A 2,338-nucleotide genomic window follows, 5' to 3' on the forward strand; every position below is an offset into this window, starting at 1 on the left:
GCCGGCGGCGGCCCCGCCGCCGCGGCCCCGGGAGCCGCTGTGGGCCGCGGTGGGCCGGATCCGCCGGCTCGCGCCGGAGCTCACCGCCGGCCTGCCCGTGACGCTGGCCCTCGCCGCGGCCGCGACCGCGGGACGGGTGGTGATCCCGGTCGCCGTCCAGCAGACCGTCGACCACGGCCTGCTGGACGGCCGGCCGGACCTCGCCGTGGTGCGCCACGCGGTGCTGGCCGCGGCGGTGGCGATCGTGGTGACGGCGCTGGCGGCCTACCGGATGAACGTCCGGCTCTACCGGGCGTCGGAGGCGGCCCTGGCGACCATGCGGGTGCGGGCGTTCCGGCACATCCACGAGCTGTCCGTGCTGGCCCAGGCGCGGCAGCGGCGCGGGGCGCTGACCTCCCGGGTGACCAGCGACGTCGACCAGATGTCGCAGTTCCTGCAGTTCGGCGGCATGGTGCTGCTGCTCTCCGCCGGGCAGATGATGGTCGCGACCGTGCTGATGGCGGTGTACTCCTGGCCGCTGACCATCGTCGTCTACGCCTGTTTCGTCCCGATGGCCGTGGTGGTGTGGCGCTTCCAGCCGCGGGTGGCCAGGCGGTACCTGACCGTGCGGGAGCGGGTCGGGGACATGCTGGGCGCGATCTCGGAGTCGGTGGTCGGCGCGGCGGTGGTGCGCGCCTACGGTGTCCAGGCGCGCACGGCGGCCCGGGTGGACACCGCCGTCGACCGGTACCGCTCGGCGCAGACGGCCGCGCAGCGCCTGGTCGCCACGGTCTTCTCCGTCGGGGAGCTGGTGGCGGCGGGCGCCACCAGCGCCGTGGTGGTCGGCGGGGTGCTGCTCGGGGTGGGCGGCCATCTCAGCGCCGGGCGGCTGGTGGCCTTCCTGTTCCTGGTGACGCTGTTCGTGGTGCCGTTGCAGACCCTGACCGAGATGCTCAACGAGGGCGCGGGCGCTCTCGCCGGGCTGCGCCGCGTCCTGGACGTGCTGGACACCCCGCATGACGTGCCCGATCCCGGCCCGGACGGGCGGGAGCTGCCCGCCGGCCCGCTGTCGGTGTGCTTCGAGCGGGTCTCGTTCGCCTATCCGGGCGGCCCGCCCGTGCTGTGCGGCGTCGACCTGCGGATCGCGGCCGGCAGCCGGGTCGCGGTGGTCGGCGAGACCGGGTCGGGCAAGACCACGCTCGCCCGGCTGCTCGTCCGCCTGGTGGATCCGGCCGCCGGCCAGGTGCTCGTCGCCGGGGTGCCACTGGCACGGGTGCGGTTCGCCGCGCTGCGCCGGCGGGTCGTGATGGTCCCGCAGGAGGGGTTCCTCTTCGACGCGAGCATCGCCGACAACGTCCGCTACGGGCGTCCGGACGCCACTGACCGTGATGTTCTGGACGCGTTCGGCGCGCTGGGGCTCGCCGACTGGATCAGCGGGCTCGCCGACGGCGTGCGGGCCCGCGTCGGTGAGCGCGGCAGCCTGCTGGCCGCGGGCGAGCGCCAGCTGGTGGCGCTCGCCCGCGCCCAGGTCGCCGCCCCGGACCTGCTCGTCCTCGACGAGGCGACGTCGGCGGTGGATCCGGCGACCGAGGTGCGGCTGGCCGGCGCGCTGCGCGAGATCACCCGCGGGCGGACGTCGGTCACGATCGCCCACCGGCTGTCCACGGCCGAGTCCGCGGACCTGGTCGTCGTCGTCGACGCCGGCCGGATCGTCCAGCAGGGCACCCACGCGGAGCTGGTCGCCGTCCCCGGCGTGTACCAGCGCCTGCACGCCTCCTGGACGGCCGGCACCAGCGGCTCGTGACGGCCGGGCCGGGCCCGCGGGAGACCGGCGCGAGGTCGTCACCGCGTACGCCGACGCGGCACAGGAGCGTACCCGGCAGCACACCCGCGCCGATCATGGACTGCGCGGGCGGTGGCGAGGGGGAGCCGCGCCTATCGGCGCCGGACCGTGATGCGGGTCCACGAGCCGACGTAGATGCGTGACCCGTCGCGCAGCGGGACGGCCACGCCGCGGGCCAGCGGCGCCAGTTCGTCGTCGAGGTAGGTGCCGTTGGACGACCCCAGGTCGGTGATGGTCAGCGTGCCGTCCGGCGGGTGGTCGAGCATCGCGTGGGTGCGCGAGACCCCTCTGTCCTCGGGCGTCACCGACAGGTCGACGTCGGGGTAGTAGCCGCGGGAGCGGCTCTGCCGGCCGATGAGCGAGCGCGAGCCGCGCAGCGCGAGCACGCGGGTGACGACGGTCGCCGGGAACGACACGCCCTCCTCCGAACCGCGGTCGAAGAACGCCTGGTCCGGCGTGACCTCCGCCTCCCAGCCGCTCGGCGTGCTGTCCGGCGCCGATGCCGATGCCGGTGCC

General features: G+C 75.8%; 2 protein-coding genes. One reads left to right on the forward strand and one right to left on the reverse strand.

Annotated features, from left to right (window positions below; translation table 11 throughout):
• Positions 1–1,783: ABC transporter ATP-binding protein (locus AC5LUJ_RS18620; protein WP_493465373.1), on the forward strand; the 1,783-nt coding region annotated here is incomplete at its 5' end.
• Between the two features lie 131 nt (positions 1,784–1,914).
• Here AC5LUJ_RS18620 and AC5LUJ_RS18625 read toward each other — a convergent pair.
• Positions 1,915–2,338: FHA domain-containing protein (locus AC5LUJ_RS18625; RefSeq protein WP_493465374.1), on the reverse strand; the 424-nt coding region annotated here is incomplete at its 5' end.

Source organism: Protofrankia sp. CiP1_Cm_nod3 (assembly GCF_982290655.1).